This window comes from Vibrio ponticus, from assembly GCF_009938225.1.
GTDB classification, from domain to species: domain Bacteria; phylum Pseudomonadota; class Gammaproteobacteria; order Enterobacterales; family Vibrionaceae; genus Vibrio; species Vibrio ponticus.
The window spans coordinates 1,661,098-1,685,828 of the sequence record NZ_AP019657.1 but is presented as its reverse complement, the minus strand read 5'-3'; the positions used below and the strand labels follow the sequence as shown (position 1 = coordinate 1,685,828).

Below are 24,731 nucleotides of genomic sequence, written 5' to 3'. Positions count from 1 at the left end.
GCTGTGATTGAAAAAATCTGGTTTGAGAATCATCCATTAAAATATCTGCTGTGGCCGCTATTGTGGCCACTCAGTAAGCTGTTTGGCAAAATTAGCCGTTCTCGTCGAGCAAGCTATCAGCAGGGTAAGAAAATCGCCTATCGAGCACCGGTGCCGGTGATTGTCGTGGGCAATATTACTGCTGGTGGGAATGGTAAAACACCCGTGGTGATATGGTTAGTTGAGAAGCTTCAAGAGCTCGGTTATAAGCCTGGTGTGGTCTCTCGCGGCTATGGTGCCAAAGCACCGAGCTACCCATTACTTGTTGGGGCTGAAACTTCGACAGCTCATTGTGGTGATGAACCTAAACTGATTTATAAACGCACCAATGCGCCAGTAGCCGTCGATCCAGTACGAGCGAATGCAGTACAGGCGTTGCTGCCTTTGGGTGTAGATATCATCATCACAGATGATGGTTTGCAGCATTACGCACTAGAGCGTGATATTGAGTTTGCAGTGGTCGATGGTAAACGTCGCTTTGGTAATCAGCAGCTTATCCCGCTGGGACCGCTCCGTGAAGGAGTAGAGCGCTTAGCGGAAGTCGATTTTATTGTCACTAATGGTGGTAAGGCGTTGGCGGATGAAGTTGCGATGACATTGCAACCGAGCTTGGCGGTCAACTTAAAGACCGCAGAGCAAATGCCGGTAAGTCAGTTGAAAGGCTTAGTGGCGATGGCGGGTATTGGTCATCCTCCACGATTTTTTAACACCTTGGAGCATCTAGGTGCTGATCTAGTTTACAGCCAAGGGTTTGCTGATCACCAAGATTTCGAAGTATCACAATTAACAGCGCTTGCTGCGCGTGGTACACACCTTATTATGACTGAAAAAGATGCGGTAAAATGCTCTGACTATACGCAAGAAAACTGGTGGTATTTGCCCGTATCTGCGTCATTTTCTCAGCAAGATGAACAGCGCATTTTAGAACGAATTAAACAAACAAAGGAACATTATGGATCACCGTCTGCTTGAAATCGTTGCGTGCCCAGTGTGCAAAAGCAAACTGACTTATGACAAAGATAAACAAGAGTTGATTTGTAAGGCTGATCGCCTTGCCTATCCTATCAAAGAAGGTATTCCTGTGCTGCTTGAACCAGAAGCACGCACAATGAGCATGGATGAGGGGAGATAATGTCTTTTACGGTAGTTATCCCCGCTCGTTACCAGTCAACGCGTCTACCGGGTAAACCGCTAGCGGATATCGCAGGTAAGCCGATGATTCAGTGGGTTTATGAGCAGGCTATCCAAGCGGGCGCAGATAATGTCATTATCGCAACGGATGATGAGCGTGTTGAGCAGGCGGCAAAAGCGTTTGGCGCGCAAGTTTGCATGACCTCTCCAGATCATGAATCAGGCACTGAACGCTTGGCAGAAGTTGTCAAAGTGATGGGTATCGCGGATGATCACATTATCGTTAATGTGCAAGGTGATGAGCCATTGATCCCACCGTCAATCATTGCTCAAGTGGCTGACAACTTAGCCAATAGCCAAGCTCCGATGGCAACATTGGCGGTTGAGATTAGCGATGAAGCGGAAGTGTTTAACCCGAATGCAGTGAAAGTGCTGACCGATAAAGAGGGTTATGCGATGTACTTTAGCCGCGCAACGATTCCTTGGGATCGTGACAATTTCGCCAATAACAACACCATTGCTCAACCACTGCTGCGCCACATCGGTATTTACGCTTACCGTGCAGGTTTTATTAACACTTACATTAACTGGGAGCCGAGTGCTCTAGAAAAAATTGAGTGTTTAGAGCAGCTTCGCGTACTTTGGTATGGTGAAAAAATTCACGTTGCGGTTGCTAGTGAAGCGCCAGCTGCGGGTGTCGATACGCCTGAAGACTTAGAAGCGGTTCGCGCGATTCTTGGTCATTAATCAGCACGATGAACAGCTAGAAAAAAAGCCAGCCTAATTTAGGCTGGCTTTTTAATCACTAGAGTAGATAGGCATACACCAATCGAAGTCAGTCGACAACTTCGTCAGGTGTTACTCTAGCTCTTTATCTTTCCCCATCGAGAGAATCCAGATACAGATGGCGGCAACCACAGCAAAACCTGAAAGGATAATGACAGGCATGGCGCTGTAACCAAGAATGTGCCAGATTACTGATTCAAGTGTACTCATTCCTCGCTCCTTTTTTATTGCCAGCCTTCAACACCTTCCATGTCAGGAAGATGGTGTGAAATGCCTTTGTGACAGTCGATACAGGTCTTCTCGCCATTTGCTAACGCCGTAGAGTGCTGTTTGGCACCGCGTGAGCCTTGCTCGGAAAAGTCCATGTACTCAAATTCATGACAGTTACGACACTCAAGCGAGTCATTTTTCTTCATTCGCGCCCATTCTCGTTCCGCTAAGTGACCGCGACGTTCAGCAAATTTCTCCGGTGTATCAATGGTTTTAAGCACATAATGGGCAAATAGCTCTTTAGATGCTTGCACCTTACGTACAATCTTATCTGTCCATTCATGCGGTACGTGGCAGTCAGAACAGATAGCACGCACACCTGAGCGGTTAGAGTAGTGAATCGTTGGTTTGATTTCTTCAACAATTGGTGCATGACAACCTGAGCAGAACTCTTCGGTATTGGTTGCTTCCATGCCCGTGTTGAATGCGCCCCAGAACAGGAGACCACCAGCGAAGCCCATAAATAACACTACCCCGACAGCGGCTTTACTAGGGCGAGTCAGTCGCTTCCAAAACGCTTTTAATAATTTCATAGATTAACCTCGTTAACTTAGTGTTCTGTCTACTTCAGTGATTGAACACGTTCGAAATCATTGTCTACTAACGGCGCCGCCTCAGTTTGAGGTACATGGCACTGTAAGCAGAAGTAACGTCGTGGGGACATATCCGCTAAAACTGCGTCTTCGCGGTTTACATAGTGAGTTACGCTAATCTTAGTCGCACCCATCTCTTTAGCATTTTTCCAGCTATGGCAAGCCAGACATTTATTGGCATTAAGTGATACTTCGTAGTTACGAATGGCATGTGGGATCAATGGTGGTTGATACACATAGCTACTATCGACCGAATGCTCTTTAGGATAATCTTTGAATGCGTCAGCTGGGCGTGTGTCCTCTAGTAAGGTTGCACCGCGCAGCGACTCAACTCCACCTGTGCCACCAGGGTTGTCTAATTCAGCAAACACGCTGCCGCTGATGACGGCGCCAATTGCGAATAGGGCAAGCATTAGTTTTTTCATTTTAACTTCTCCGCCGTGAGGCTAAATTCTGATAGTGGTCGCGCTAAGCGCGACCAGTTATGGCGTTAAACGATCTTAGTGATCTTGACTGGACACTTCTTAAAGTCAGTCTGCTTAGACAGCGGGTCAGTTGCATCTAAGATCAGCTTGTTGATCAGAATTCGCGCATCAAAGAACGGAACGAATACCAGTCCTTGTGGTGGTTTGTTACGACCGCGCGTTTCAACGCGAACACGAACCTCACCACGCTTGTTTGACATGAGCACTTCTTCACCGCGGCGAACATTACGCGCTTTTGCATCATCTGGGTGCATGTAACACACCGCATCTGGTACTGCTTTGTAGAGTTCTGGTACGCGGCGCGTCATAGTGCCGGTGTGCCAGTGTTCGAGAACACGACCGGTACAAAGCCACATATCGAATTCACTATCTGGCACTTCTGGTGGCGCTTCGTATGGCGCTGAAATGATCTTCGCTTTACCATCTTTGTTACCGTAGAAGTCCCAACCAGAGCCTGCTTTCGCATAAGGGTCAGAGCCTTCTTTAAAGCGCCACATGGTTTCTTTGCCATCGACGACCGGCCAACGTAGACCGCGTACAGTGTGGTAAACATCGTAAGGCGCTAAGTCGTGACCATGACCTCGACCAAAGGTCGCGTACTCTTCGAATAGACCTTTTTGCACATAGAAGCCGAAGTGGTGTGCGTCATCGTTAAGCTCACGAGCTTCTTCTACTGAGAATTTGTCTACGTTACCGTTGCGGTACAGTACGTCGAACATCGTCTTGCCGCGCAGCTCAGGTGCTTTCGCTAACAGTTCTTCCGGCCACACTTCTTCAATCTTGAAGCGTTTAGAAAACTCCATTAGCTGCCATAAGTCTGATTTCGCTTCACCAACGGTTTCAACTTGTTGGTACCAAGCTTGTGTACGACGCTCAGCGTTACCATAAGCACCTTCTTTTTCAATCCACATCGCTGTAGGTAGGATCAAATCAGCTGCTTGCGCAGTGGCGGTTGGGTATGGGTCGGATACAACGATAAAGTTGTCAGGGTTGCGGTAACCCGGTAGACGTTCTTCGTTAATGTTTGGACCGGCTTGCAGGTTGTTATTACATTGCACCCAGTAACAGTTCAGTACGCCATCATGCAGCATGCGGTCTTGCAGTACAGCGTGGAAGCCTGGTTTTGGTGGAATCGTGCCTTCTGGCAGTTTCCAGATTTTTTCTGTGATTTCACGGTGTTTTGGATTGGCTACCACCATATCCGCTGGTAGGCGGTGAGCAAAGGTGCCGACTTCACGAGCAGTACCACACGCTGATGGTTGTCCTGTCAGCGAGAATGGACTGTTGCCCGGGGTCGCAATCTTACCGGTTAGTAGGTGAATGTTATAAACCAAGTTATTCATCCATACACCACGTGTATGCTGGTTCATACCCATGGTCCAAAGCGACATCACTTTGGTGTTTGGATCGGCGTACTGCTTAGCCAGTTCAACTAATTTTTCTGGTTCGACACCAGAAAGCTCAGACGCTTTCTCCACGGTGTATGGAGCAACTGACGCTTTGTATTCTTCAAACGAAATGCTGGTTAGCTTGCCTGAGTTTGCATTCTTCGCCTTTACTTGCAGTGGATTATCATCACGTAAGCCGTAACCGATATCGACATCTGCTTGAGTGAAGTTGGTGTGCTTGTTAACAAAGTCCCAATTCACGGCATCGTTTTCGATGATGTAGTTGGCAATAAAATTGGCAATCGCAAGGTCAGATTGTGGAGTGAAAATGTAGCCGTGATCCGCCAATTCAAATGAACGATGGTAGTAGGTCGACAGTACGTTTACTTTTACATGTGGATGGCTTAAACGGCGGTCGGCAATGCGTGTCCATAAAACTGGGTGCATTTCTGCCATGTTCGAACCCCAAAGCACGAAAGCATCAGCATTTTCGAAGTCATCATAGCAGCCCATTGGTTCATCAATACCGAAGGCGCGCATGAAGCCTACTACAGCCGAAGCCATACAGTGGCGCGCGTTAGGATCAATGTTGTTGGAACGGAAACCCGCTTTCATCAATTTTGATGCCGCGTAGCCTTCCATCACGGTCCATTGACCTGAACCAAACATACCAACGCTTGTTGGACCTTTCTTCTCTAGAGAGGCTTTCCACTTTTCTGCCATCGTATCAAATGCGACATCCCAAGAGACAGGGGTGAACTCTCCGTCTTTGTGGTACTGACCATCTTTCATACGTAACAACGGCTGAGTTAGACGATCGTGCCCGTACATAATCTTCGACAGGAAGTAGCCTTTGATACAGTTTAGACCTTTGTTTACCGGAGCTTCAGGGTCACCTTGTGTCGCGACAACTTTACCGTTTTGTGTACCAACTAGAACGGAACAGCCAGTACCACAAAAGCGACAAGGCGCCTTGTCCCAAGTGATTTTTGTTTGGTCAGAGCTGGCAATCAGGTTGGTTGCTGAGGCAGGTAAGGTGATACCTGCGACCGCTGCTGCTGATGCCGCTGCGTTTGCTTTCACAAACGCACGTCTTGTCATTTTCATACTTCACCCTCTACTTGGGAATGTTGTGATCCAGTGTTTGCTTGGTCATCATCTAGGTCTCGCTCGATCTGGTGGTAGACCATGACGGTGCTGACGACATGCGTAAAGTTATTAATTTTTTCGATAACGTCGGTGATAAAACCTTCGCTTTGAGTCTCTAAGACAACGACGATCTTGCCCTCAGGGCTATCACCGTAAATCTCAGCAGTATCAAATTGCTCGATTTGCGCCTTCACGCTTTCTAGGTGCTCGGGCACCACGTGGACGATGAGACTTGATATATGAACTTCATTTCGGGGCATTCTCTGCTCTCTTATTGCTGCGCGTTAAGCGACACGATTGCTCACATTGATAGATGAAGTAGGGCAGACTGCGACACACGCGCCACACCCGTTACATAGATTCGAATCAAGGTTAGGTTGTGCAACTCGACCGACTTCTAAGCGAAATTGAATCGCCATGCTGTCACACATCTCCCCACATGAGCGACATTCGACATTTTGCTGCGCTAGGCATTGTTCATTAATCGCCGCTCGCGCTTGCCAAGGTGTCTCTTGCTGGTCAGTAAATAACGACTCAGGGCAAGCTTCTGCACATTGGTAACAAAAGGTGCACTCATCGATAGTGAAATCGACTCGAGGGAATCCACCATCACCTTTTATAATGATCTGTGTTTCACATGCTTTAAGGCATTCTCCGCACTGAGTGCATAGGTCGGTAAACTGTTCAGGCGAGCTTAACCACGGCAAGCGAACTGCATCGTCTCGCACTACGTTGCGGGTAAAGAGGCGTCTTCTCGACAGATCGACCATTCAGGGGAAATCCAAGTTAGGGTTGAATGGAATTACAAATGCCATTAACAACCTTTCATTTATCAATAATTAAATTGTAGGATTTGTCACATTTGTATAAATACCTCCAAGGGGGTATTTAGGGAGGGAGTTTGTTTTAGATCAACTAATTCGATTGGGTTTGATCACATATTGGCGTTAGCGCTAAAATTTAGTCATCAGCTGGTTAGCAATATATTGTCATATCAATTCGAGGTTCGGTTGTTAAAAAGTATTAAAAAGTCAGTAACGGGAACGATTGCGAAGGCATTATCGTTAATTGTGCTACTTTCGGTAGCAACGATTGGCTATGCGTTCGTGTTACTTGCCTCAAGTTTGAATGATGCTGAAGCGCTCAATGTCGCAGGCTCTATGCGGATGCAAAGCTATCGACTGGCTCATGATATCCAATCGCAATCCAGTGATTTTTCTTCACATATTTTCTTATTTGAACGCTCGATCTATTCGCCTTCGATGAAAGCACTGCAAAATTGGGATGTGCCTGAAGATATTACCCATGACTACTACCAACTGATTATGCGTTGGCATGAGCTCAAGGAAGTGCTCATCAGTGAACAGCGTTCTCAATACTTGATGCTAGTTCCTTCGTTTGTTTCACAAATCGACGCCTTTGTTTTTAAGCTGCAAGGTTTTTCAGAGAAAAAGTTAGTTGAGCTTGCTTGGGTTGGTGTGATTGGTTTAGGTGGGATCTTAATCACTAGCGTGTTTGTCGTCTTATTTGTCCGTCGTGAGATTGTTCATCCATTGCGTGCATTGGTGGTCGCAAGTGAACAAATTAAGTCGCGTTCTTTTGATGTCGAGCTCAACGTTGTCAGTGACAATGAAATGGGTATTCTCACTCGAACGTTTAATAATACCGCCAAAGAGTTAGGCGAACTCTATTATGGGTTAGAAAAGGCAGTCAACGAAAAAACCCATAAGCTCCAGCATGCCAATCAGTCTCTACAAGTGCTGTATAAGTCTTCAAGTGAGCTGACGGCATCCAGAATTACTCCTGATAACTTTGCTGCGATCTTGCAGCAAATTGTGAGTATTGAGGGGGTAAGTGCAGTAAAACTCGAGGTGGGCACTGGCGACGAGAAGCCGATGGTATTAGCCAAAGGTGAGTTACAAGACAAGAATCTGTCGAGCCGAACCTTGACTCTCGACGGGTTGGAATTGGGTACACTGTATTGGAACTGGTATCTACCGTGCCCGGACCAAGACTTGATTGATAACTTTGTACGGATTCTTTCCCGAGCGGTCTACTACAATCAAGCTCAACGACAATCAGAGCAGTTGTTGTTGCTCGAAGAGCGAGCAACCATCGCCCGCGAACTGCATGATTCACTTGCCCAATCTCTTTCCTATTTGAAGATTCAAGTTTCATTGCTCAAACGTATGATGAAAAAGCTTGAGCAAAGTTCGGAATTGGACAAAACAAACGGCATAGTTAGTGATTTAGATTCCGCTTTATCAGGCGCTTACACTCAACTACGCGAATTATTAACTACTTTTAGACTATCGATCAAAGAAGGCAACTTTGATACTTCTCTAAAAGAGATGCTGTCACAACTTCAAGAGCAAACTGAAGCTAAAATTGTACTGAATAACCAATTGTCATCGGCTGAACTGGATGCCCATCAGCAAGTGCATTTGCTGCAGCTTATTCGTGAGGCGACGATCAATGCGATTAAGCATGCTGATGCCACCCAAATAGATGTTTTCTGTACGGAGAGTGATGAAGAGGTCACGATTAAAGTGATTGATGACGGTGTCGGTATTGAGAGCCAAGAGAGCAAAATCAACCACTATGGTTTGTCGATCATGCATGAGCGCGCTAGCCGCCTAAATGGTCAACTGACGATTAAAACCGCGAGCCAACAAGGCTGCGAAATAGAACTAAAATATCCAAAAACTAAGGATAACGACTTTGACACAATGTAGAGTAATGCTTGTCGACGATCACCCATTAATGCGTCGAGGATTGAGCCAGTTATTAAGCTTCGAAGATGAATTTGAAGTGATCGCTGAAGCCTCCTCGGGCGCAGAAGCGGTGGCGAAGAACCACGAAGTTGAGCCAGATTTGATTCTGCTTGATTTGAATATGAAAGGTATGTCTGGGCTAGATACGCTCAACGCACTCCGAGCAGATAACTGTGATGCCAATATCGTGATCCTGACTGTCTCTGACAGCGCGGCTGATATTGACGCGTTAGTTAAAGCAGGCGCAGATGGTTATCTGCTGAAAGATACCGAGCCAGATGAGCTAATTGAAGTGCTTAAAAATAGCCTCAATGGTGACAAAGCCTACAGTAAAGAAGTGGCGCAATATTTGGCTGAGCGTGAGAATCAAGATGATATCTTTGATGCCTTGACCGATCGTGAGATGCAGATTTTGCGTCAAGTTGCGAAAGGTTTGAGAAATAAGCAAATTGCCGATAATTTGTTTATTTCCGAGTCGACAGTCAAAGTGCACATGAAGAGCCTATTGAAAAAGCTGGTGGTGCCATCACGCACTGCGGCGACGGTTCTCTACCTAGAGCGCTATGGCGACTCAAAATAAGACGATTTAAAATAACGCGTCTTAAAAAGCGATTTAAAGCCATTACATAAAAAAGGTTCATCACCTGGGGGTGGGGATGAACCTTCACTCCAATCTGGCTAGCGATTAAATGCCAGAGTCGTAATTATTGCGCTGCGGACAAGTGCCAATGATCTCACGTCTCCCAGACTCTTTGACCTCTTCTAAAATGACATCAAAACCCCACAGACGATAAAGGTGCTTGAGCACTTCGTTGTAGCCATCATGCAATGGGATGCGATCGTGTGGCACGTATTGCAGTGTCATCGAGCGGTCACCACGCACATCGACGTTAAACACTTGAATGTTTGGTTCGAGATTGCTGAGGTTATATTGCGCAGCAAGCTTTTCGCGAATCGCTCGGTAGCCCATATCATCGTGAATATGACTGACCTCGATATAGTTCTTTCTATCGTCATCGACGATCGAGAACAACTTGAAGTCACGGATTATTTTGGGTGACAGATATTGGCTGATAAAGCTTTCATCTTTGAAGTTGTGCATCGCGAAATGGACCGCTTCTAACCAGTCACTGCCAGCAAGTTCTGGGAACCATTCCTTATCTTCGTCGGTCGGTTCTTCACAAATACGGCGAATATCGCGGAACATCGCAAAGCCAAGCGCATAAGGGTTAATACCGCTAAAATACGGGCTGTTGTAGGGTGGTTGTGCCACCACACTGGTATGGCTGTGCAAGAACTCAAGAATAAAGCGCTCAGAAACCACGCCTTCATCGTAGAGATGGTTCAAAATAGTGTAGTGCCAGAATGTAGCCCAACCTTCGTTCATCACCTGGGTTTGTTTTTGCGGATAGAAGTACTGGCTCACTTTACGCACAATACGCACGATTTCTCGTTGCCATGACTCCAGCAGTGGGGCGTGTTTCTCGATGAAATAGAGAATGTTTTCTTGCGGCTCGCTTGGGAAGCGAACTTTTTCACTCTCTTCTTTATCAGCAGTTTTTGGCACAGTGCGCCATAAATCGTTAACTTGTGACTGTAAATACGCTTCCCTTTCTTCTTGACGGCTTTTTTCTTCCGCAATCGAAATTTTTTCCGGGCGCTTGTAGCGATCAACACCGTAGTTCATTAACGCGTGGCAAGAATCGAGTAACTCTTCGACTTCAGAGACACCGTATTTTTCTTCACACTCGGCAATGTATTTCTTAGCGAACAGAAGATAGTCGATAATCGAACCAGCATCGGTCCACGCTTGGAAAAGATAATTGCCTTTGAAGAACGAGTTATGCCCATAGCAGGCGTGAGCCATTACCAATGCCTGCATGGTGACGGTATTCTCTTCCATCAAGTACGCAATACAGGGGTTGGAGTTGATTACAATCTCGTAGGCAAGCCCCATTTGACCGTGTTTATAGCCTTGCTCGGTCTGGATGAATTTCTTACCAAACGACCAGTGGTTATAGTTGATCGGCATACCAATACTCGAATAAGCATCCATCATCTGTTCAGAAGTAATCACTTCAATTTGATTTGGATAGGTATCGAGTTTGTAATGCTGTGCCACACGCTTAATCTCAACGTGATAACGTTCTAGCAAACCAAACGTCCAGTCAGGACCATCAGGCAACAGCTTATCGCTTTTTTTCGTTGTTGATTTTGTTGTCATGGTACCTCCCTAAGCGTTTTCTTTTTTGAACAGTTCCCTGAATACCGGGAAGATGTCATCAACGCTACGAATATTCTTCATGGCGAAGTTGGAGAAAGCGTTTTCCAGCTTCTCGTACTCATGCCATAAGGTTTGGTGAGAACGTCGTGTGATCTCTATGTAGGAGTAATATTGACACTTAGGGAGTAGCCCTTCTTGCAGCAACTCACGACAGCGCGGTGAATCGTCAGCCCAGTTATCGCCATCGGATGCTTGTGCCGCGTAAATATTCCATTGACCAACTGGATAGCGGTCAGCAACGATCTCATTCATCAGTTTGAGTGCACTGGAAACAATGGTGCCACCAGTTTCTTGAGAATAGAAAAACTCATGCTCGTCGACTTCTTTTGCTTGAGTGTGGTGGCGAATAAACACCACTTCTACGTTTTCGTAAGTGCGTGTTAAGAACAGGTAGAGCAAAACATAAAAGCGTTTGGCGATATCTTTGGTTGCCTGATCCATCGAGCCTGATACGTCCATTAAGCAGAACATCACCGCTTGGCTAGAAGGGATTGGGCGGCGCTCATAGTTCTTAAAGCGTAGATCGAAGGTGTCGATAAATGGCACGCTATCAATTTTCTTGCGCAGTGAAGCGATCTCTTCTTTAATGCGTCGTTCTTCGATAAGTTGCGCGGGCTCTTGATTTTGAATGCGTTCAAGCTCTGCTTCGAGCTCATTCATCATGCGGCGTTTGCCCGCCGTCATTGCTGTGCGTCGAGCAAGAGATTGCTGCAATGACTTAACAATCGCGATGTTGGCTGGATTACCGGCGGTTTGATAGCCTGCGCGATGGGTTTTCCACTCAGTGATTTTGTTGATTTGAGTCTTGTCTAGGTTAGGCAGTGCAAGATCTTCAAACAGAATATCGAGATATTCGTCTTTAGAAATTTGGAAAACAAATTCGTCTTGACCTTCGCCGTCAGCACTCGCGTCACCTTCACCAGTACCGCCACCACCGCCACCACCTTTAGGGCGTTCAATTTTGTCGCCTTGGATAAACTGGTCATTACCAGGGTGTACGCGCTCTCTCACGCCCCCTTGACCTTGGTGGAAAATCGGCTCGCTAATGTCCTTGTGTGGAATTGACACATCTTCGCCGGTTTCGGTATTAGTAATTGAGCGGCGATTGACTGCGTCAGCCACCGATTCTTTGATCTTTTCTTTGTGGCGACGAATAAAGCGCTGTCTATTGACGGCACTTTTGTTCTTGCCATTCAGTCGTCTGTCGATAAATTGCGCCATGAGTCACCCCTTTTTCGCTACATACACTGTGCGTGTTTGTATTCATCGCATCCAATCTCCTACCAGAGCTAGTTGCTCTGGTAGGTACTCCATGGGCAATCCCCAGTTACCTGAGGATTTGTCTGCTGCTATTAAGATGATTTACGTACGCGTAGGTACCATTCAGATAGCAAGCGAACTTGCTTCTCGGTGTAGCCTTTCTCCATCATGCGAGCAACAAAGTCGTCGTGTTTCTTCTGATCTTCCGAAGAGGTCTTCGCATTGAAGGAAATCACAGGAAGCAGCTCTTCGGTGTTGGAGAACATTTTCTTCTCTATGACTGTGCGTAGTTTCTCATAGCTGGTCCAAACTGGGTTTTGACCATTGTTGTTGGCACGGGCACGCAGCACGAAGTTAACGATCTCATTTCGGAAATCTTTCGGATTGCTGATGCCGGCGGTTTTCTCGATCTTCTCGAGCTCATTGTTAAGCGCTGAGCGATCGAATAACTGACCAGTTTCTGGGTCACGGTACTCTTGGTCCTGAATCCAGAAGTCGGCGTAAGTGACATAACGGTCAAAGATGTTCTGCCCGTATTCAGAGTAAGACTCCAAGTATGCGGTCTGAATTTCTTTACCGATGAACTCGACGTAACGTGGTACCAAGTAGCCTTTAAGGAATTCTAGGTACTTGTCAGCGATGTCTTGCGGGAACTGCTCACGCTCAACTTGCTGCTCAATCACATAGAACAGATGCACTGGGTTAGCGGCAACTTCACTTTGATCGAAGTTGAATACGCGTGACAGGATCTTGAATGAGAAACGTGTTGATAGACCTGACATACCTTCGTCAACGCCTGCGTAATCACGATATTCTTGGTAGCTCTTGGCTTTTGGATCGGTATCTTTCAATGTTTCGCCATCGTAAACGCGCATCTTAGAGAAGATAGATGAGTTTTCTGGCTCTTTAAGACGAGAAAGAATACTAAACTGAGCTAACAGGTCGAGTGTGCTTGGCGAGCAAGGTGCTTTTGAAAGCTCTGAATGATCAAGCAGTTTCTGGTAGATTTTGACTTCTTCAGAAACGCGCAGACAGTATGGCACTTTAACAATATAAACACGGTCAAGGAATGCTTCGTTGTTTTTATTGTTGCGGAAAGTTTGCCACTCTGACTCGTTTGAGTGAGCGAGGATCATGCCGTCAAACGGTAGGGCAGACAGACCTTCGGTACCATTATAGTTGCCTTCCTGTGTCGCAGTCAGTAGCGGGTGCAACACTTTGATTGGCGCTTTAAACATCTCAACGAATTCCATCAAACCTTGGTTCGCTTTACATAACGCACCAGAGTAGCTGTAGGCATCTGGATCGTCTTGCGAGAAGTGCTCAAGCATACGAATATCCACTTTACCTACCAGTGATGAAATATCTTGGTTGTTTTCATCGCCAGGCTCGGTCTTCGCTACCGCTAACTGGTCAAGAATTGATGGACGCACTTTTACTACTTTGAACCTAGAGATATCACCGCCAAATTCATGCAGGCGTTTTGCCGCCCAAGGTGACATGATCGATCTGAGGTAGCGTTTGTCGATACCATACTCTTGTTTAAGCAGTTCGCCATCTTCATTCATGTCAAACAGACAGAATGGGTGATCGTTTACCGGACTGCGCACCCCATCAGCAGACAGCACGTAGATAGGTTGCTGTTGCATTAAGGCTTTGAGTTTTTCTGCGAGTGAGGATTTACCACCACCAACAGGACCGAGTAGATATAGAATTTGTTTACGTTCTTCAAGACCTTGTGCGGCATGTTTGAGGTAAGAAACAATCTGTTCGATCGCTTCTTCCATGCCATAAAAGTCTTTAAAGGTTTCGTAACGTGAAATAACACGGTTGGAAAATATACGGCTAAGTTGAGGGTCCTGAGCGGTGTCGATCACCTCAGGCTCTCCAATAGCCATTAATAAGCGCTCTGCTGCATTGGCATAGGCACTCTTGTCATCCTTACACAGTGCTAAGAAATCTTGTAAAGATAACTCCTCATCCTTGGACGCTTCATAGCGTGCTTGGAAATGGTCGAAAATGCTCATAATGATTTCCCCTCTGAACCTGTCAAACTGACAAATAACTCGCAAAAATTAGCGTATCCCTCATTAATTAAGACTAGTGTGGATTTCTACTTTTGCTTAAAAAATATGTGTTTATTTGCAAAATTATCGTTAGATGAGTTTGCAACAAACCACCCAGAGTCTGCTGACAACCTTTTATACGTCAGGCTTGACGAAACAGATTGAAGTCGTCAGCTTTTCAAAAACTTGCATTGTTTGCTGTTAATAAATGTGATCGACTCGCGGTTCAATATAGGGAATGATGTGCGTTATAATTTCATCAGTGATTAGTTTGGTGAATGGATAAAGGTGTGAAAATTAGTTGGGTGCCAGTGGGTACAATGATCTTGAGCAGTCTATCGTTTGGAGCGAGTGCAAGTATTAGTCAATGGTCTTTGGGGGTTGGTGCATCCTATTCGCCAGCGGTTTATAAAGATACGCCGTCAAATCGTACCATCATTCCGGTCATCGGCTACGAAGGAGAACACTTCTTCATGCGCGGTTTCAGTGCTGGCTATCGTTTGAATCCCATTGGTTCAACACATAATATTGTGTTTCGTGCTGCATACGATCCCCGTACTTTGAAACCCGGTGATTCAGATAACGCCGCGATTAAAAAGCTGGATGAACGTGATGCAACCATCTTTGGCGGTGTCAGCTATCAATTGCTAACTCGCGTGGGCATGTTTGAAGCGACGGCGGGTTCAGATATTGGCGGTACCCATAATGGCTTGTATGCAGAAGCCGCTTGGCGCTTGCCGTTTCGTGGTAGAGGTTGGGGATTTACGCCGAGTATTGGTTATTCCTACAATAGCGATAAGATCAACAACCATCTCTATGGTGTAAGTCAAGCAGAGGCGAGTCGCTCTGGATTAGCAGCGTTTGATGCTGACTGGGATGGTCAATATTTTATCGGGCTGTCTGGCTATATGCATATTACGCCTAGCCTAAGGTTGGGGGCGGGTGTGCGCTACATCAATCTTGAAGGTGAGATTGAAAAGAGCCCAATTATTGAATCGGGTATTAATACGGCATTAACGGTAACCGCGGTTTATATGTTTTAGTGCAGTACAAACGAAACAGGGCAGCGTTAATGCTGCCCCCTATTTATTTAGCCTTGGTTGCTTTTACGCGTTGAAAATCTGCTTCAACTCGTTTGCGCATAGGTGGTATTGGCGCGGGCACTTACGCCATGTTGCTAGCATACGACGGTATTTTTCTAGCATTGGCATTTGTGCGTTAAAGTTGTGGTCGCCTTTGTCGAATTGCGGGTAAAGACCTTCCGAATCCACTAAGAAGCGAACGTAATGCACCAGCTTACATTCAGTTCCGCAATCAAAACCAAGGAACTGTAGACGGCGTTGGTCTACTTCTTTGCGCTCATGCTCTTCTAACATATTGTTAGATTCTTGCATTGCATGATACATCTCCATAATGTCGATGATTTCACGACATTCGTTATCTTCAATGCAGCCAAAATCTTTGTTTAGTTCACGCATTTGTAATACGTAGCCACGCTCGACAATAGTCTGTAAGCGTTTGTATTTTTTTGCGTTTTCAGGATCCATCTGTGACATCAGGTAGTACTGGTTAGATAGGATTAAACGTTGAGCGTTTGTCATTTCCATTAGGGGCGACCTCATAAATCTAGTACATCTTTAATGTGCTTAGGTTAGCTTGTTGTTGACGCTTGAAACATGATCTCAACACATGTTTATGACTAAAAATGAAAACTTTTTACTTATTTTTTGTGATAATGATTGTAGATGTAATCTCGGTCAGAGAATGTACGTAACCACTCGGGTTTGAAGACACTGAATACCGCGATCGCCATGCCGTTAAGCAGTCCTTCAGGAAAAGCTAATAGCGCAATAAATACCAGATAATTATCAACAATTGTCGTCCAGTCATGCTGATCTGTGAGTAAATGGAATAGGCTAGTAGATAAAATATGTACTGAGCCAGTAATGGCACCATTGAAAAATCCAGCGACAAAAATAAACACAAAGATATTGCGTGGCAAATAGCGATAACTTAGTAAAAAAACACCATAACTGGTAAGAATGGGGATCAGACAAGACAAGACGAGATAGTGCCCCATATCTGTGATGCTTAGCGTACCAAAAAGGGCGAGGCTCAATATCACGGGAAAGCAGAGTAGATAGGCGACACGCCATCCGTACATCAGCGTTAAACTGGTCAGCGCGAGAAAATGAATATCGAGCCCTTGTTTAATCCCGGCTTCTGCCAACCACAGTAAGAAAAGAGCAAAACAAACCGCAAAAGTCAGATGTTGAAAATGGCTTTCTTGCTTGAGCTTGGGCAGAAAGTTATCACGTGTATCTTTTAGGCATGGACCGATAGCCACCACTGCGACTAGCCACATCCACAAATTATTCAGCTCCACTCCATTTCCTTATTGTGTTTTTCCCTTAAATAGACATTTTTTCATCGTTTGAGATTGTTAATACGCGCGTAGAGGCGTAACGTTTAGTCAGTTGCCTGCAAATTCTGATGCGGGCTTTAAACCGATAACAACAAGTATGGTTTAGTTATGAAAAAATCGATATTGGCACTGCTTTTCGCTTCTTGCTTTCACTATTCGGCGAATGCCTGTACGGGCATTTCACTCTCTACGACGAATAACGACTTTATCCAAGCGCGCACGATAGAGTGGGGACACAATGATCTCAATAGTAAATTGGTCATCTCTCCACGCAACTACACCTATACCGCTACCATGCCAGATCAAAAGCAGGGTTTAAAGTGGCAGAGCAAATACGGTTTTGCGGGTATTTCAGTGAGTGACGACAAATTTATTGCCGAGGGGGTGAATGAGAAGGGGCTGAGTGCTGGCTTATTCTATTTCCGCAACTACGGTTCACTAGCCAAATATGACCCAAGTGACACGGCGAATAACATTACCGATATGGACTTTGTTCGTTGGATGTTGAGTCAGTTTGAAACCGTTGCTCAGGTTGAAGCGGCGCTCGATAAAATCAAAATTGTCACGGTCTATTTTGACCAGCAGGGCAACCCATCACCAACCGCACACTGGCGTGTATCGGATAAAGATGGCAACAGCATCGTAATTGAGATTATGAACCATGGTGAAATCCATATTCATAAAAACACCGCTAAGGTGCTGACCAATTCACCCGATTACGCTTGGCAGGTAACAAACTTAAATAACTACATTAATTTACGTCCGGGCAGCAGTAGTGACCAACAAATTAACGGCGTCACGGCGCAGTCGTTTGGCGTAGGTTCTGCCTTTGTTGGTCTACCTGGTGATATCTCGCCACCATCGCGCTTCGTACGCGCGGCGTTTTACGTCAACACTGCCCCTGAGTTGAAAACAGGTCAGCAAGCGGTGTCGCAAGCGTTTCATATCTTGAATAATTTTGATATTCCAATTGGCACTGAGTTTAATGATAAGAGCCACATTCCCGATTTGCCAAGCGCGACGCAGTGGACTTCGGTAATCGATCAGGGAAATGGCTTATTGTTCTATAAAACCATGCATGACAGTACCATTCGCCGTGTCGATTTGAAGCAATTAGACTTTGATAGCAAGGTTGAACGTACACAGCCACTGGATAGTGGTAAGTTTCACTTTGAAGATGTCGCCGTAAAATAAACGCGATAGTTGGAAAAGTAACAGGGCACTTAAGTAAGTGCCCTGTTTGATCTGATCAGTACTAAATATTTGATTAGTACTTAACGTTTGGATGGTATTGCTCAAGAATCGACTTGATGTTTTCCATCGTCTCTTTTGGCGGTGGGTTGACACCTTCAAGCGGGTATTCAAAGCCCAGCGCTTCCCATTTATGGGCACCGAGTTTGTGGTAAGGCAGCAGCTCAACTTTCTCGATGTTGTCCATATCTTTAATGAACTCACCAAGCATGTGCGCGGCTTCATCTTCATCCGTGTAACCTGGCACCACAACGTAACGAATCCAAGTCTTTTGACCTTTTTGGTGTAGGTAACGAGCAAAATCAAGCACGCGACGGTTAGATACACCGATAAAATCTTGGTGAATTTCGTCTTTCATGTGCTTAAGGTCAAGCATAACTAGGTCAGTTACTTCTAATACTTCGTCAACCACATCGGTATGCTTACGAATGTAGCCATTGGTATCGAGACAAGTATGGATACCTTCTGCTTGAGCGGCGCGGAAAAAATCACGCACAAACTCAGGTTGAAGCATCGCTTCACCACCAGAACAAGTGATACCGCCGCCAGACGCTTTCATAAAGTGACGGTAGCTTTTCGCTTCGGTGATGATCTCTTCAACAGTCACATCTTTACCATCATGCGTGTCCCACGTATCGCGGTTATGACAATATTTACAACGCATTAAGCAGCCTTGAAGGAAGACAATAAAACGAATTCCAGGACCATCGACAGTGCCACATGATTCAAAAGAATGAATACGACCAATTGTTGACATGAGCTCATCTCTTTAGCAATTATTTGAACGTTATTTTATTACAAATCACCCCGATTAAATAGGGTTATAGCCGTTTCTAGACCAATAAATAGCAAAGAAAAACTGTGCTAGAGCAGGTTAATTAAGTTGTGGTGTAAAAGAGAATTATTTACAAGAAAAAGAATAATGAAAACGAGGCGTTAGAGTGATAATTGTCTTTTGCTTCTTGGTACTCACTGCTTCCAATTGCAGCTGTGAAACTGGCGCCAAATTGGGCGTTGTACCATGCAAATCCTGCCACCGCTGTGGCTTGCTTTTTATCCAGTGTTACTGGGTAGTTTTCCGGATCGGGTATTCCCGGTCTGTCACCTTCGAGGGTCACGTCATTAAAGCGATAGCGGGCTTTGATGCCTGAAAAAGCAAACCATCCACTGGGTTCTTTCCCTAATGCTCCGGCTCGAAATGGTAGTTCTTTATCAATGTTTGCCGCGCCTAAACTTCCCGAGAGGTTTTTTCCCCAACGTAGCATTAATCCTGTCGAGATATCGCTGCGGAAATTACCAGCATTGAGTTCAGAAATGTTGGTGATTTCAAACTGGGTAGGGGAGGCGTTGGCAGAACGATATAAGGCGAGATGATTTAGATAGCCAAGATTAACGATCAGCCCTTCATCGACTTGATAGTCCCAACCATTAGGGTAATCGGAGCCAGTAATCTCATGCACCAGACGCTGCGCTTTATCAGCCAATGAATTTTCACCCACTGTACCAAGTGTAAAGTTATAGCGACTCACCCGTTCATCCATGATCGAGATATAGTTTAGCTCACCAAATAGTACGCCAGCATAAGGGCGCTGATTAGCAATGGGAACGTCAGCTAACAAATCGTTTGGGGTATACATTTTTTGCCCAATGGCGAATTCGTATTTGTCGATAGAATCGTGAGATAAAGAAAGCCAATTTAGGCGTGAATCATCGCTGACCGGGCTGGAAGTATAAGAGGCGTAGAGCGCGTTGGTATATTCCTTATCTAAACCAAAAGGCCCATCGTTATCCGCGGTAAACACCCAAGTGGGCTCGAGAGAGGCATGGCAACTAAAAGCGAAAATAATGCTTGAACACGTAACGATGATTTTTTTCATTCATGCTCCTCAAAATGAGTATTGTCACTATGATTATAGCGATGAGAAGCAGATGTTTTAGTGAGTTTTAGGTCAATTCGAGAAAGCAGGGGAGATCCAGCTAACTAATTTAGGAAAAACTTGAGACAAAAAAAGCCCCGCTTACGCGAGGCTTTCATCAATCATTCAACTGAGAATTATAGAGACTCAGTGAAAGTACGTGCGATTACGTCAGCTTGTTGCTCTGCAGTTAGAGAGTTGAAGCGTACAGCGTAACCAGAAACGCGGATTGTTAGCTGAGGGTATTTCTCAGGGTGCTTAACTGCGTCTTCTAGAGTTTCACGGTTAAGAACGTTCACGTTTAGGTGTTGACCGCCTTCGATGCCAGCTTCGTGGTGGAAGTAACCATCCATTAGACCAGCAAGGTTAGCACGTTGGCTGTCTTCTTCTTTACCTAGTGCGTTTGGAACGATAGAGAAGGTGTAAGAGATACCATCTTTAGCGTGTGCAAACGGTAGTTTACCTACAGAAGTAAGTGAAGCTACAGCACCTTTCTCATCGCGACCGTGCATTGGGTTAGCACCTGGTGCGAATGGAGCGCCTGCGCGACGACCGTCTGGCGTGTTACCAGTCTTCTTACCGTATACCACGTTTGAAGTGATAGTTAGGATAGACTGAGTAGGGATCGCATCACGGTAAGTCTTAAGCTGACGGATCTTGTTCATGAACACTTCAACTAGTTCACAAGCGATGTCATCTACGCGAGCATCGTTGTTACCGAATTTAGGGTAGTCGCCTTCGATTTCGAAGTCGATAGCTACGCCATCTTCGTCACGAACTGGTTTAACTTTCGCGTACTTGATTGCAGATAGAGAGTCAGCTGCAACAGATAGACCTGCGATACCACAAGCCATTGTACGACGAACGTCACGATCGTGTAGAGCCATTAGTGCAGCTTCGTAGCTGTACTTGTCGTGCATGAAGTGGATGCTGTTTAGTGCAGTCACGTACTGCTTAGCTAGCCAATCCATGAAGTGATCTAGTTTGCCCCAAACGTCATCGAAGTCTAGAGTTTCGTCTAGGATCTTAGGCATCTGTGGACCAACTTGGATCTTAAGTTTCTCATCCACACCGCCGTTGATAACGTATAGAAGAGTCTTAGCTAGGTTAGCGCGAGCACCAAAGAATTGCATGTGTTTACCAATGATCATTGGTGATACACAACATGCGATTGCGTAGTCATCAGACTCGAAGTCTGGACGCATTAGGTCATCGTTCTCGTACTGGATAGATGAAGTATCGATAGATACTTTAGCACAGAAACGTTTGAAGCCGTCAGGTAGCTGCTCAGACCAAAGTACAGTGATGTTTGGCTCTGGAGAAGGACCCATTGTGTATAGAGAGTTTAGGAAACGGAAGTTTGAACGCGTTACTAGCGTACGACCGTCAAGACCCATACCACCCATTGACTCTGTAGCCCAGATTGGGTCGCCAGAGAATAGATCATCGTACTCAGGAGTACGTAGGAAACGAACCATACGTAGTTTCATTACGAAGTGGTCGATCATTTCCTGAGCTTCAACTTCAGTGATCTTACCAGCAGCGATATCACGCTCGATGTAGATGTCTAGGAACGTAGAAGTACGACCTAGAGACATTGCAGCACCGTTTTGAGACTTAACAGCAGCTAGGTAGCCGAAGTAAGTCCATTGGATAGCTTCTTGTGCAGTTGTAGCTGGACCAGAGATATCGAAACCGTACTTAGCAGCCATAGTTTTCATTTGGCCTAGAGCGCGGTGTTGCTCAGCGATTTCTTCGCGAAGCTGCATAGTCATCTGAAGATCTTCACCGTTCTCAAAACGCTCTTGTAGAGACTTGAATTGAGCCAGTTTGTCTTTCATTAGACGGTCGATACCGTATAGTGCAACACGACGGTAGTCACCGATGATACGGCCACGACCGTAAGCATCTGGAAGACCAGTTAGAACACCAGACTTACGACAAGCTAGGATATCAGGAGTGTAGATATCGAAAACGCCAGCGTTGTGAGTTTTGCGGTATTCAGTGTAGATTTTTGAGATTTGAGGATCTAGTTCGCGATCGTACGCTTTGCAAGAACCTTCAACCATGCGGATACCACCGTTAGGGATGATAGCGCGTTTTAGAGGAGCGTCAGTTTGTAGACCAACGATAGTCTCTAGATCTTTTTCGATGTAGCCTGCATCGTGAGCAGTGATGGTAGAGATAAGGTCAGTATCGAAATCAACTGGTGCGTGAGTTGAGTTCTCAATCTTGATACCTTCCATTACCTTAGCCCAAAGCTTGTTAGTTGCTTCAGTACCTTCAGAAACTAGGAAAGATTCGTCGCCTTCATACGGAGTGTAGTTCTTCTGAATGAAATCACGTACGTTTACTTCGTTTTGCCAATCACCTTGTGCAAAACCTTCCCAAGCTTTAGCAAATTGCTCTGCCATGACATACCTACCTTTTTAGTAGAAAAAACACGTACTGGTTTCGCCGCTGAGCCAGCTATCCTCGGTTAAGAGGAACAGTACACTCTTATTTAAAATAACAATATGTATAGCCTTTACTGATCGCTATTGGTATTCGATCAAAAACCTATAAAAATTGTCATTACTCTTTATATGGAATCTTACCAGTTCAAATTCAAGGTTACACTAAAATTTTTTTGAAACCTTAAACTAAATCAACAAATACTAAAAATATTTGATAAAAAGGGGCGCGATAATCGCGTCCCCTTCATTTATAGCTCAAAAATTACAGTAGTGCTGGGATACCGAATTGGTCTTCAAGCATACCAACAGCAAGCATTGCAACTAGACAGATTACTAGTACGCCTACTGGAATTACGATCTTGTCAACAAAGCCTAGGCGTGCAGCACGCTCTTTGTCACCAATTAGACCGTTGTTGTCTAGTAGCATAGTTAGTGCCCAAGCTAGTACTGGGTTAACTACCGCAGAACCAAAGATACAGATACCTGCAGCTTGTGAGTCTTTAGAGTCTTTAACCATTTGCATACCCGCTTCTAGTAGAGGTAGAGATACACCTACTAGTAGTGCTACACGCATTACTGGTGGCCATACTGCTACGTCCATTGGGAAACCAAGGATAGCCACTGCCATTACGATTAGACCAAGAAGGATCGCGCCACCTGGGATAGGACGCTTAGCGATCGCTGCTGGGATCATGTAAGTACCCCAAGATGAAGTGATGTTACCACCACCCACTGCTGTACCAACCATTTGACGGATAGAACACATAGTCATAGTGTCATCTACGTCCATAAGAACTTTTTCAGTCTTTTTAGGGTAGTTCAGTTCTTGGAAGATACGGTGACCTAGGAAGTCTGGTGACCACATCGCTACTGCAAGAATTGCAAATGGTAGAGACGCGATAAAGTGTTGCATGTTAGGTAGACCTAGCATCCAGCCTTCTTCAGTGCTGCCCCACCAGTAAACTGGGTTTAGGTTAGGTAGACCTGTTTCAGTAACGAATTTGATATCGAAACCTGCGCCAAATGCCAATGCGATAGCAAGACCTGTGAAAGCACACACAGGGATAGCTAGCCAGCGCTTGTTCACTTTCGCAAGGTATGCGTAAAGAACGATAGTTACTGCTAGTACAACTAGACCAACGTAACCCATGCTGCCCGCTGCAACTGTGTCTGATTGAAGACCTACTGCCCACTCTTGAATCGAGGTGATTTGGCTCATCGTACCGGTTAGACCTAGGAAGATCAGCAAGCCACCTGCTGTACCTTCGGAGGTAAGGTTAACCAGTTTGGAACCACCTTTTAGGAAACTCAAGATCAGACCGAAGACACCGATCAAGATTGCAAGAGCAAGAGGGTGTGCACCCGCTAGCGCGATAGTCGCGATAAGTGGGATCATCGGACCGTGGTTACCCGCAAGGTTTGCTTTCGGGTTAATAAAGCCAGATGCTAGAACACAGAATAGGAATGCAGGGATAAGCATCTCTACACGCGCAACTTCAATCGCAAACTCTTTACCAAGGTTTACGTGATCCCAAGCAGCTGTCAGACCTTCTGCCCAAGACATCATTACTGCTGAGTACATCGCGATGATGCCGATAGTACCCGCAAGAGCTGGAACTAAGTCCTCAAGCTCGAAACGGAAGTCACGACCAGGTAGGTTTAGACCAAAGCGGCGTGGCTTCATGATTTGAAGTTCGTGATCTAGGTAATCGGAACGTGAAGCAAATTCCGATGACGGACGATGCAGCTCGCGATAGCTCTTGTTTTCGATATCCGAATCAGAGTGCGGCTTATTGACTGCGTCTGACATAGATTCCTCATATTAAAGTTAGTGATTTATTTTAAGTCGCTCGTCTAATTATTTTTTAAGCGACTGCGTAAAACGTCTGTTCATATACCATTTACATTTTTCACTGGGGTAGGGGTAATCAAAGTTAATCAAATCATCAGCTTGTAAAATCAAACTATGCGATTTTCTTTGGTACCGGTCCGCAGCGCCAAGCTGTCTAGGTATAGCTTCTTACAAGAAATCCTTTTTGCCCTTTAAGCGGCACGTACTGCATGTGCTTAAGAATAGACGAAGAAGCGGACAAAAAAGCATCTATTGAGGCTTTTGTCCGTCGGGAGTTTAACGTGCTAACCCTTAAGAGTGATTGATTTAGATCACTTTATGAAAGAATGTGAAAGAAAACTACGCAACATGGTTAAGGATTGACTCACTTTGCCCCCGAATCATGAAAATCACTTTCAAAATGTAACCTTTGATAAACTTGCGCTTTACGTTTTGCTGTATAGTTGCAACATTTTTAGAGGTGGGTAAGTGAAGAAGATTTGTGTGTAATAAATGTTAAGTGAGTCAATTGTTAGTTTCGAGGCTAACTTTGTCTTATGCATGCAATAAAGTACTAATAACTATTTTGTGCTTATTTATTCATATAAAGTGTCTATATAACCAAGA

22 protein-coding genes are annotated in these 24,731 nt (G+C 45.2%); 7 read left to right on the top strand and 15 right to left on the bottom strand.

From position 1 onward, the window contains the following. The first annotated feature begins 3 nt into the window (after nt 1-3). From lpxK to kdsB, 3 genes are read left to right on the top strand one after another with little or no spacing between them, the layout of a single operon-like run. On the top strand, nt 4-1,011 hold the full coding sequence (gene lpxK / locus GZN30_RS07355; protein ID WP_075648631.1) for a tetraacyldisaccharide 4'-kinase: 1,008 nt from the start codon (nt 4-6) through the stop codon (nt 1,009-1,011). Further along, a complete protein-coding gene (locus tag GZN30_RS07350; protein ID WP_075648630.1) occupies nt 992-1,171 on the top strand; it encodes a Trm112 family protein in 180 nt (59 codons plus the stop codon). The genes lpxK and GZN30_RS07350 overlap by 20 nt, the downstream gene beginning before the upstream one ends. Continuing rightward, a complete protein-coding gene (kdsB, locus tag GZN30_RS07345) occupies nt 1,171-1,917 on the top strand; it encodes a 3-deoxy-manno-octulosonate cytidylyltransferase (RefSeq protein ID WP_075648629.1) in 747 nt (248 codons plus the stop codon). The genes GZN30_RS07350 and kdsB overlap by 1 nt, the downstream gene beginning before the upstream one ends. A gap of 111 nt (nt 1,918-2,028) precedes the next feature. On the opposite strand, the gene GZN30_RS07340 is transcribed toward kdsB, so the two are convergent. From GZN30_RS07340 to napF, 6 genes are all read right to left on the bottom strand, one after another. Then, nucleotides 2,029-2,166 (bottom strand): TIGR02808 family protein, encoded by a 138-nt coding sequence (locus GZN30_RS07340; RefSeq protein ID WP_075648628.1) that lies wholly within the window; start codon nt 2,164-2,166, stop codon nt 2,029-2,031. Between the two features lie 14 nt (nt 2,167-2,180). Then, the gene (locus GZN30_RS07335; protein WP_075648627.1) at nt 2,181-2,759 is read right to left on the bottom strand and encodes a NapC/NirT family cytochrome c; all 579 of its coding nucleotides are present in this window, start codon (nt 2,757-2,759) and stop codon (nt 2,181-2,183) included. A gap of 29 nt (nt 2,760-2,788) precedes the next feature. Beyond that, on the bottom strand, nt 2,789-3,244 hold the full coding sequence (locus GZN30_RS07330) for a nitrate reductase cytochrome c-type subunit (RefSeq protein ID WP_075648626.1): 456 nt from the start codon (nt 3,242-3,244) through the stop codon (nt 2,789-2,791). Nucleotides 3,245-3,309: 65 nt separating this feature from the next. Beyond that, nucleotides 3,310-5,799 (bottom strand): periplasmic nitrate reductase subunit alpha, encoded by a 2,490-nt coding sequence (gene napA, locus GZN30_RS07325; RefSeq protein ID WP_075648625.1) that lies wholly within the window; start codon nt 5,797-5,799, stop codon nt 3,310-3,312. Beyond that, on the bottom strand, nt 5,796-6,101 hold the full coding sequence (locus GZN30_RS07320; RefSeq protein WP_075648624.1) for a chaperone NapD: 306 nt from the start codon (nt 6,099-6,101) through the stop codon (nt 5,796-5,798). The genes napA and GZN30_RS07320 overlap by 4 nt, the downstream gene beginning before the upstream one ends. A 24-nt stretch (nt 6,102-6,125) precedes the next feature. After that, on the bottom strand, nt 6,126-6,611 hold the full coding sequence (gene napF / locus GZN30_RS07315; RefSeq protein WP_075648623.1) for a ferredoxin-type protein NapF: 486 nt from the start codon (nt 6,609-6,611) through the stop codon (nt 6,126-6,128). Between the two features lie 240 nt (nt 6,612-6,851). On the opposite strand from napF, the gene narQ reads away from it, so the two are divergent. Both narQ and GZN30_RS07305 read left to right on the top strand, forming a co-directional pair. Then, nucleotides 6,852-8,576 (top strand): nitrate/nitrite two-component system sensor histidine kinase NarQ, encoded by a 1,725-nt coding sequence (gene narQ, locus GZN30_RS07310; protein ID WP_075648622.1) that lies wholly within the window; start codon nt 6,852-6,854, stop codon nt 8,574-8,576. Further along, nucleotides 8,563-9,195, top strand: a complete 633-nt coding sequence (locus tag GZN30_RS07305) for a response regulator (protein WP_075648621.1) — start codon at nt 8,563-8,565, stop codon at nt 9,193-9,195. Before narQ ends, GZN30_RS07305 begins: the two co-directional genes overlap by 14 nt. Before the next feature lie 105 nt (nt 9,196-9,300). Here the strand turns inward: GZN30_RS07305 and GZN30_RS07300 are convergent, their stop codons facing one another. The 3 genes from GZN30_RS07300 to GZN30_RS07290 form a co-directional block, all read right to left on the bottom strand. Beyond that, entirely contained in the window at nt 9,301-10,839 is a 1,539-nt protein-coding gene (locus GZN30_RS07300) for a SpoVR family protein (RefSeq protein WP_075648620.1), read from the bottom strand. 9 nt (nt 10,840-10,848) lie between these two features. Then, on the bottom strand, nt 10,849-12,120 hold the full coding sequence (locus tag GZN30_RS07295; RefSeq protein WP_075648619.1) for a YeaH/YhbH family protein: 1,272 nt from the start codon (nt 12,118-12,120) through the stop codon (nt 10,849-10,851). Between the two features lie 131 nt (nt 12,121-12,251). Continuing rightward, nucleotides 12,252-14,186: a PrkA family serine protein kinase gene (locus GZN30_RS07290; RefSeq protein WP_075648618.1), complete on the bottom strand. Its 1,935-nt coding sequence runs from the start codon at nt 14,184-14,186 to the stop codon at nt 12,252-12,254. A 359-nt stretch (nt 14,187-14,545) separates the two neighbouring features. Between GZN30_RS07290 and GZN30_RS07285 the strand changes: the two genes are divergently transcribed. After that, complete coding sequence (locus GZN30_RS07285) at nt 14,546-15,268, top strand: MipA/OmpV family protein (protein WP_232060493.1); 723 nt, start codon at nt 14,546-14,548, stop codon at nt 15,266-15,268. A 63-nt stretch (nt 15,269-15,331) separates the two neighbouring features. Here GZN30_RS07285 and GZN30_RS07280 read toward each other — a convergent pair whose 3' ends face one another. Beyond that, nucleotides 15,332-15,832 (bottom strand): YfbU family protein, encoded by a 501-nt coding sequence (locus GZN30_RS07280; RefSeq protein ID WP_075648617.1) that lies wholly within the window; start codon nt 15,830-15,832, stop codon nt 15,332-15,334. Between the two features lie 113 nt (nt 15,833-15,945). Next, nucleotides 15,946-16,611: an energy-coupling factor ABC transporter permease gene (locus GZN30_RS07275; RefSeq protein ID WP_075648616.1), complete on the bottom strand. Its 666-nt coding sequence runs from the start codon at nt 16,609-16,611 to the stop codon at nt 15,946-15,948. Between the two features lie 147 nt (nt 16,612-16,758). On the opposite strand from GZN30_RS07275, the gene GZN30_RS07270 reads away from it, so the two are divergent. Beyond that, the gene (locus GZN30_RS07270; RefSeq protein ID WP_075648615.1) at nt 16,759-17,844 is read left to right on the top strand and encodes a linear amide C-N hydrolase; all 1,086 of its coding nucleotides are present in this window, start codon (nt 16,759-16,761) and stop codon (nt 17,842-17,844) included. Between the two features lie 73 nt (nt 17,845-17,917). Here the strand turns inward: GZN30_RS07270 and pflA are convergent, their stop codons facing one another. From pflA to GZN30_RS07250, 4 genes are all read right to left on the bottom strand, one after another. Continuing rightward, complete coding sequence (pflA, locus tag GZN30_RS07265; protein ID WP_075648614.1) at nt 17,918-18,658, bottom strand: pyruvate formate lyase 1-activating protein; 741 nt, start codon at nt 18,656-18,658, stop codon at nt 17,918-17,920. 148 nt (nt 18,659-18,806) lie between these two features. Then, nucleotides 18,807-19,778 (bottom strand): lipid A deacylase LpxR family protein, encoded by a 972-nt coding sequence (locus GZN30_RS07260; RefSeq protein ID WP_075648613.1) that lies wholly within the window; start codon nt 19,776-19,778, stop codon nt 18,807-18,809. Between the two features lie 176 nt (nt 19,779-19,954). Next, the gene (gene pflB / locus GZN30_RS07255) at nt 19,955-22,231 is read right to left on the bottom strand and encodes a formate C-acetyltransferase (RefSeq protein ID WP_075648612.1); all 2,277 of its coding nucleotides are present in this window, start codon (nt 22,229-22,231) and stop codon (nt 19,955-19,957) included. Nucleotides 22,232-22,535: 304 nt separating this feature from the next. Then, nucleotides 22,536-24,083: a DUF3360 family protein gene (locus GZN30_RS07250; protein ID WP_075648611.1), complete on the bottom strand. Its 1,548-nt coding sequence runs from the start codon at nt 24,081-24,083 to the stop codon at nt 22,536-22,538. Between the last annotated feature and the right edge of the window lie 648 nt (nt 24,084-24,731).

Coding starts and splice junctions, on each gene's coding strand:
- GZN30_RS07350 (WP_075648630.1), top strand. CDS start 992: ATGGATCACCGTCTGCTTGAAATCGTTGCGTGCCCAGTGTGCAAAAGC.
- kdsB (WP_075648629.1), top strand. CDS start 1,171: ATGTCTTTTACGGTAGTTATCCCCGCTCGTTACCAGTCAACGCGTCTA.
- GZN30_RS07340 (WP_075648628.1), bottom strand. CDS start 2,166: ATGAGTACACTTGAATCAGTAATCTGGCACATTCTTGGTTACAGCGCC.
- GZN30_RS07335 (WP_075648627.1), bottom strand. CDS start 2,759: ATGAAATTATTAAAAGCGTTTTGGAAGCGACTGACTCGCCCTAGTAAA.
- GZN30_RS07330 (WP_075648626.1), bottom strand. CDS start 3,244: ATGAAAAAACTAATGCTTGCCCTATTCGCAATTGGCGCCGTCATCAGC.
- napA (WP_075648625.1), bottom strand. CDS start 5,799: ATGAAAATGACAAGACGTGCGTTTGTGAAAGCAAACGCAGCGGCATCA.
- GZN30_RS07320 (WP_075648624.1), bottom strand. CDS start 6,101: ATGCCCCGAAATGAAGTTCATATATCAAGTCTCATCGTCCACGTGGTG.
- napF (WP_075648623.1), bottom strand. CDS start 6,611: ATGGTCGATCTGTCGAGAAGACGCCTCTTTACCCGCAACGTAGTGCGA.
- GZN30_RS07300 (WP_075648620.1), bottom strand. CDS start 10,839: ATGACAACAAAATCAACAACGAAAAAAAGCGATAAGCTGTTGCCTGAT.
- GZN30_RS07295 (WP_075648619.1), bottom strand. CDS start 12,120: ATGGCGCAATTTATCGACAGACGACTGAATGGCAAGAACAAAAGTGCC.
- GZN30_RS07290 (WP_075648618.1), bottom strand. CDS start 14,186: ATGAGCATTTTCGACCATTTCCAAGCACGCTATGAAGCGTCCAAGGAT.
- GZN30_RS07285 (WP_232060493.1), top strand. CDS start 14,546: ATGATCTTGAGCAGTCTATCGTTTGGAGCGAGTGCAAGTATTAGTCAA.
- GZN30_RS07280 (WP_075648617.1), bottom strand. CDS start 15,832: ATGGAAATGACAAACGCTCAACGTTTAATCCTATCTAACCAGTACTAC.
- GZN30_RS07270 (WP_075648615.1), top strand. CDS start 16,759: ATGAAAAAATCGATATTGGCACTGCTTTTCGCTTCTTGCTTTCACTAT.
- pflA (WP_075648614.1), bottom strand. CDS start 18,658: ATGTCAACAATTGGTCGTATTCATTCTTTTGAATCATGTGGCACTGTC.
- GZN30_RS07260 (WP_075648613.1), bottom strand. CDS start 19,778: ATGAAAAAAATCATCGTTACGTGTTCAAGCATTATTTTCGCTTTTAGT.
- pflB (WP_075648612.1), bottom strand. CDS start 22,231: ATGGCAGAGCAATTTGCTAAAGCTTGGGAAGGTTTTGCACAAGGTGAT.
- GZN30_RS07250 (WP_075648611.1), bottom strand. CDS start 24,083: ATGTCAGACGCAGTCAATAAGCCGCACTCTGATTCGGATATCGAAAAC.